The following is a 6675-nucleotide window of genomic DNA, read 5'->3' on the forward strand; positions in this document are numbered from 1 at the left end:
AGAGAGTACGGCCGAATGAGGCGAGTATTAGTTATGGTTCTGGTTTGTGTGTTCAATGCCGGTCGTGCCGCAGACCTCACGTCACTCACCGATTCCGCTTTGGCGAACGACGCAAAGCTCAAAAGTGCGGAAGCTACCTGGCATGCAGAGATCGAAAAGGAACCTCAGGGGCGCGCCGGGCTTCTTCCTCGGGTCACTCTTCAGCAATCAAACTATCGCAATGGCGTGAGAGTGCCCGGGATGAGTTATCCGGGCTATTCAACGAACGGGTTCACGCTTTCCCTGACTCAGCCGGTTTTCAGATGGGATGCGTGGGAAACGTATCAACAGGGCAAGCTGTCAGTCATCGAAGCAAATCTGGCATTGGCGCAGGCAAAGCAGGACCTGCTCTTGCGCGTCTCACAAGCCTACTTCACAGCCCTTGGTGCGCAGGACGATGTCGAGCTGTCCCGCAAACACAGGGAGGCCGTTGCAGAACAGCTGGCGCTTGCAACGCACCGGTTTTCACTGGGTGACGCTACTGTCGTGGACGTCAATGAGGCACAGGCCGGTTTTGATTCTGCGCAGGCTGACGAGATCGCCGCACACAGCCAGCTCGATGAAAAATATGCCGCCCTGCAGAAGATCGTAGGAAGCCCTGTCACGCGGGTTGATGGCATGCGGGACGGTTTTAATATTCCCCCTGTTGATCCGCCCGATGTCGATTCATGGATCGATGCCGCGGCTGACGCTAATTATCATGTCCGCCAGAGGCAGGTTGCACTCGAAATTGCCGAACGTGAGCGCTCGAAGGCACGCGCGGGCGACTACCCGTCCATTTCTCTCGTCGGAAACGTGAATCAAGGCAATGCCGCATACGTCAATGGGCAATCGAACTTCAATACGGGCGGCAATCGCGGGACATCGAGTGCACTTGGCATCCAGATCACCATACCGCTCACTGACGGACTGATGACCCGAAGTCGGGTGCGCGAGGCCGCTGCGCTGAGGGAGAAGGCCGAACACGATCTCGACGATGCGCGGCGCAGCGCCGAACTCGAAGCGCATGAGGCCTGGCTCGGCGTGACGCGGGGGCTGGCGAAGATCGATGCACTGAAGACCGCAGTGAAGTCCGCGGCCATTGCTCTCAGATCAAACCAGACCGGCTACCGCGTGGGCGTCCGCGTGAACGCCGACGTGCTATCGGCCCAAGACAAGCTTTACAGCGCGCGGCGCGATCTCGCCAAAGCGCGTCAGGAAACTTTGGTTCAGGGCCTGCGGCTCAAGGCAAGTGCTGCGCGTCTCGAGCGGACAGACATTGAATCCCTGAATGCGTTGCTCGCGAGCAATAGCGATGCAGAACGGCCTGTACAGAATTCAAACGCTGGGGAGTGAGAATGTATCTGCTGATCAGGCGCCATCTGGTTCTGGCGAGTGGATTTGGTGTCATCTCGAATCTTCTGGTGCTCACCCCGACGATCTATCTTCTGCAGGTGTATGACCGCGTACTGCCGAGCCGCAGCATTGAGACGCTGTTGATGCTGATGGCCTTTATGGCTATCACGCTAGCCATGATGCTGCTGGTCGACGTGGTGCGCGGCCGCATTCTGGCGGATCTCGGCCTGCAACTCTGCGCCCGGCTGGACCGGCTCGCGCTGCTGGCGCGGCTTGATGCCAGCGCGAGGCAGCGTCAGTCGTCCCTGGTCGCGACCCAGACGGACATCAACACATTGCGTGGCTTTCTCTCAGGGCCCGGGGTTATCGCATTTCTCGATGCGCCCTGGCTTGTCATCTATCTGGTCATCATCTGCCTCTTTCATTGGGTACTGTGTCTGATCGCCGCGATCAGCGGAATCGTACTGTTCGCACTGGCCCTACTCAACGACCGGGTGATCGCGAAGAACATCGGCACTTACACGGACAAGCAGCGTGAATGCGACCTCGCCTACAGCCAGATTGTCCGGAATGCCGAGGTCGTAACGGTGCTTGGCATGGCGGAAAAAATCGTGCGCGCCTGGGATATCCGCAAGCGCGAATACATCGAGGCACAGCAGCAGGTGGCAGACAGCAGCGCGTTCTACAGGAACGTGACGAAGGTTTTGCGGCAGGCGATTCAGGTCATCATGATGGCTGCTGGCGCATGGCTCGTGATCAACGAACACGCAACGCCCGGTGTCATGCTCGCTACCACTATCCTGCTGGGCAAAGCGCTCGCGCCCATCGAACAGATGATCGGAAGCTGGAAGCAATTCGGCGAACTCCGTCAGGCGTGGGGGCGACTCAATGAACTTCTCAAACCCTCCTCTGAACACGACGCTATCGCATTGCCAGCCCCGGCTGGGGCTGTGTGTGTTGAGCGAGTGACCTTCAGTGTTCCGTCCCGGGTGCCAGGGCAGGCCGGTCGGCTTCTATTGCGCGATGTGCAGTTCTCCCTCGGTGCGGGTGAGACGCTGGTGATCATCGGTCCCAGTGCGTCGGGAAAATCGACGCTCCTGCGGGTAATTGCCGGCCTGTGGCGTCCTCAGGTTGGGGCGGTACGGCTCGATGGCGCGGATGTGTCGCAGTGGCCACGAGACAGACTCGGTCAGTACCTGGGATACGTGCCCCAGGATGTCGAGCTTTTCGCCGGGACGGTCGCGGAGAATATTGGAAGAACTGCACGGCCTTTGCAGCTAGATTCCGATTCGATAGTGCGTGCAGCGAAGCGCGCGGGGGCGCACGAGATGATTCTCGGTCTGCCCAACGGCTACGACACGCAGATCGGGGAGTCAGGCGAAACGCTCTCTGGTGGACAACGGCAGCGCATCTCACTCGCGCGAGCGTTATACGGAGACCCGAAGCTGCTGCTTCTGGATGAGCCAAACGCCAATCTCGACAGCGATGGCGAAGAAACGCTCGATGCAGCCCTGAGGCAGATCAGGGCGGACGGAGTCATGGTCATCGCGGTCACGCATCGACCAGCATTGATGGCGATTGCCGACCGGGTGCTATTGATGAGGTCTGGTCAGGTCGAGCGTTTCGGAACACGCAATGAGTTCGCGACGAAAACCGGTCAGAACACAGCTGACGAAATTGCCGTTCCGCCTACACCCGCAATCCGTTCTTCATCCATCGCGCCTGCGATGTCGAGAGCTTTGGACCCCGCAGTGAGAACCCTGTTGTGAAAGCATCAAACCTTGTTGCAAATGCTGTCAAAAAAACAAAGCGATGGTTACAGTCGACTGAAGACAACCAGGCAGACTGCCTGCCATTGCCACGAAAGCTCATCGTGAATGGATGCCTGGGTATCGCACTAGGCATTGCGGCGGTAGGAGGTTGGGCGGCACTTGCACCGCTCTCGGGCGCAGTTATCGCCGAAGGTGTCGTACAGACCGACGGCGAGCGCAAGACCGTCCAGCATCAGGAAGGTGGCATCGTGAAAGAAATCCTGGTCAACGACGGTGATGCAGTCAAAGCTGGACAAACCCTGCTTGTTCTGGACAACGTGCGACCCGGTGCTGCGCTAGCAGCCCTTGAGGTCCAACTCGACGCCGAAGAAGCGAAGATCGCGCGCCTGAGCGCCGAGCGGGACCTGAAAAAGGCCCCGGTTTTCCCGGAACGATTGACGGACCAGCGCGACGACGCGCGTGTGGCGGAATTGCTGCGGCATGAAATGGCGCTGTTCACCGCCCGCAAGCGGGCGTTGTTCGATCAGTTGTCCCTCCTGCAGATGGAACTGGGACAGACCCGACAGGAGATTGCACTCAGTCAGCAGGTGGTGACTACGGCAAGTCGTGGACATGCGCTCTCAGAGCAGCAGTTGCACACCAACGAGCAACTGCTGAAAGAAGGGTTTGTGGCCGAAACGAAGGTGGTGGACTTACGACGTGCCGAGGCGGAGTCGCTCTCCCGCGTCCATTCGGGCTCGGCCGAACTGGTGCGCGCAAATCAGAAGCGGACTGACATCGAACTGAAGATAAGCAGCCTGAAAAACGATTATTCGAAAGCTGCCAGCGACGAACTGAAGGAAGCGACCAGCAAGGCATTCCAACTCGCCGACGAGATCCGTCCAGCGAAGGATCTGAGCACGCGTACGCAGATTACGGCGCCGGTTGCGGGCGTCATTGTCGGGCTGAATGTGCATACGGTCGGCGCTGTAATTGGCCCGCGCGAGTCGATCGTCGATATCGTCCCGGAAAATACTCCACTGGTGATCGAAGCGAAAATCAAGCCGGACCACATCCGGGAGATTGCGCTGCAGAGTGCGGCCGACGTGCGGCTCACTGCCTATAACTCACGCATAACGCCGATTCTTGAAGGCAAGGTCATTTATATCGCTGCCGATACGCTCGTGGACAAGGATACCCGCCAGCCTTTCTACACCGCGCGCATTGAGGTATCTCCTGCAGCACTCCGGAAAGCAAACAGCATTGCAAAAAAAGAAGTCGTACTAGGTCCCGGTTTGCACGCGGAGGTATTCATTCAGACGTATGCGCGCTCGGCGCTGGATTACCTGCTTGAGCCGATGAAGGATGGAATCCGTAAATCCATGCGGGATTAACCGCGATGCGCCACTCCTGATCGTGAACTTCACATCAGAAATCACCAAAAGACTGGACCATTCCCGGCTTCTATGGGTGTTTTCCAATGACGGAAGAAATCGATGCTGGCATCGCAGAGTGTCTCATATTCCGCAGGATGCAGTCCGAATACCCTCAGGTCTCTGCTGCGATACAAGTCTTTTCGTCATGAATTGGAGGACTTTCGTAATGTCAAAAAAAATAAACGTATTTTTCTTGCTCGCGACGCTATCTCTGTCGGCCTGTATAACGGAAGACCGAGGGCAGAGCATCCCGCTTTCGTCAAGCGAGTTCGCAAGATCGTTAAAACTCGTTGTGGATCATGGTGATCTGAGTGACTACAAGTTTTTGGGGGAAGCGCTGCATCTCGGCATTGTGCGTCGCCCGGAAGAAAAGACGATAAACCCCCTCGATGACAAGCTTCTGGGGTATACGACCAATTTTACATTTTCAAGTATTCCCTCGGAGTATGAAAGAGGGAATCTATCGTATAGCTATTTTCAACCCACTGATCGTGATTTTTCACGAGTGCAGTTTCTAATTTTTATTAACAGAGACTCCTTGTGCGTTAAGACAGAACAGATCAAGGGGGTGTTCGGTAACACTGCCCATCGACACCCCAACCCGCATTCAAATTCGGTTGGCTTTTTTTATCAAGAAGATAAGGGGATAAGGATTTCTTTTGATTACGTAAGTAATAGTAAGTGTTTGGTTTCCATTTCAATGTCGCAAAACGCAAACAGGGATTAATTAATGAGTCAAGCAGTTATAACGGGTCAAGAAGCGATGTTCGCTAACGTCGTGCTGTCAGCCGACGACATCAAGTTGATCAATATGAGTCCGACATTGGTTAGCGAGCTTCTTCAATACAATGCCGATGTGCTGGCGCACAAAGTAAACGCCATCGTGAGCAACCCCGCGAAGCAAGGCGTTGATTGGGACCCCAATAACAATTACATTGAATTCGGGACGTTCGGTGGAAGTAGCGCGTCTCAGCTCGACGCTACACTCTTTGTCGGAACACTTGCGCACGAGCTCGGGCACTACATCAATAACAAGGGTGATCTGGATCTACAGGCACAATATGCCGGTCAACTCAGTAGCGACTATAATTTCGCTGCCTGGATGGGTCTACATCAGGAAGGCGAAGCTGTCTATAATAATTTTATAATTTATCAGGAAATCCGAAGTGCGGGTGGACCATCCATCACAGTTAACGGGGGGACCTCATCGCCTGCAGGTACGGCGTTGATTACCGTTCTGGACGGGTTGTACGCTCAAAGTATAGCTAACGGTATATCCAGTGACGTCATCAAGAATCTTCTGATAGACACCGCTGGCGGTTATTTTGCATCATTACCTACCAGCGTGAGCGGCCAGACCTACGAGGCTTTTTATGGCACGGCTTGGGGCGCCCATTCAACAGGCGTTCCGGTTTCGCCTGCGGCAAGTATCGAATATAGAACAAATGCAACAACAGGGCTTATTGAATCGATCGAGCGCGATCTGACATCAGGTCAAGTGCAGATCGTGAAATTCGATGCCAGCCTTGCCTATACGTCGTCGCTGTACGGCGCTGGTGGTCAGATCGAAGAATTTACGTCGTTTTCCGCATCGAATTTTAAGCTGCAGGACATTTATTTCGATGGCAGCGGTAATAAGACGCAGCAGTACGACTTCAACCTGGACAGCAGCTATGTTGTGCATGTCTTTAACTCGGATGGCACTCAGGTCGCAGGAGTTTTTGATCCGAACGACCAGATGACCGAATACGCAACGTTCGCCGTCAACGGCTTCAAGACAGAGGACCTGTTTTTCACGAACGGGAGGGAGACCACGCGGTACGACTTCGTGGAGGGTGGTAACACCACCAAGTACGAGTTCCATGTGGACGGCTCGCAGAATGTCTCGCTGTTCGGCCCGAACGGCCAGCTCACCGAGTACGCGACGTTCGCCGCCGACGGCTTCAAGACACAGGACCGGTATTTCACGAACGCGACGGAGACCACGCGTTACGACTTCGTGGAGGGTGGCAACACCACCAAGTACGAGTTCCATGTGGACGGCACGCAGAATGTCTCGCTGTTCGGCCCGAACGGCCAGCTCACCGAGTACGCGACGTTCGCCGCCAACGGCT

At 55.7% G+C, this 6675-nt stretch carries 4 protein-coding genes and 1 pseudogene; all 5 read left to right on the plus strand.

Features of this window, described 5'->3' with window-relative positions; genetic code table 11:
- Positions 1 to 33 precede the first annotated feature (33 nt).
- The gene (locus AB3X94_RS38750) at positions 34 to 1374 is read left to right on the plus strand and encodes a TolC family outer membrane protein (protein ID WP_246392350.1); all 1341 of its coding nucleotides are present in this window, start codon (positions 34 to 36) and stop codon (positions 1372 to 1374) included.
- Between the two features lie 2 nt (positions 1375 to 1376).
- The gene (locus AB3X94_RS38755; protein WP_368614291.1) at positions 1377 to 3143 is read left to right on the plus strand and encodes a type I secretion system permease/ATPase; all 1767 of its coding nucleotides are present in this window, start codon (positions 1377 to 1379) and stop codon (positions 3141 to 3143) included.
- On the plus strand, positions 3140 to 4519 hold the full coding sequence (locus AB3X94_RS38760; RefSeq protein ID WP_309235055.1) for an HlyD family type I secretion periplasmic adaptor subunit: 1380 nt from the start codon (positions 3140 to 3142) through the stop codon (positions 4517 to 4519). The genes AB3X94_RS38755 and AB3X94_RS38760 overlap by 4 nt, the downstream gene beginning before the upstream one ends.
- 208 nt (positions 4520 to 4727) lie before the next feature.
- Positions 4728 to 5288 (plus strand): hypothetical protein, encoded by a 561-nt coding sequence (locus AB3X94_RS38765; RefSeq protein ID WP_176111815.1) that lies wholly within the window; start codon positions 4728 to 4730, stop codon positions 5286 to 5288.
- Positions 5289 to 5291: 3 nt separating this feature from the next.
- Positions 5292 to 6675 (plus strand): annotated as a pseudogene (locus AB3X94_RS38770) (hypothetical protein); the annotation flags it as partial.

This window comes from Paraburkholderia sp. BR10923 (assembly GCF_040948765.1).
Classification (GTDB): domain Bacteria; phylum Pseudomonadota; class Gammaproteobacteria; order Burkholderiales; family Burkholderiaceae; genus Paraburkholderia; species Paraburkholderia youngii.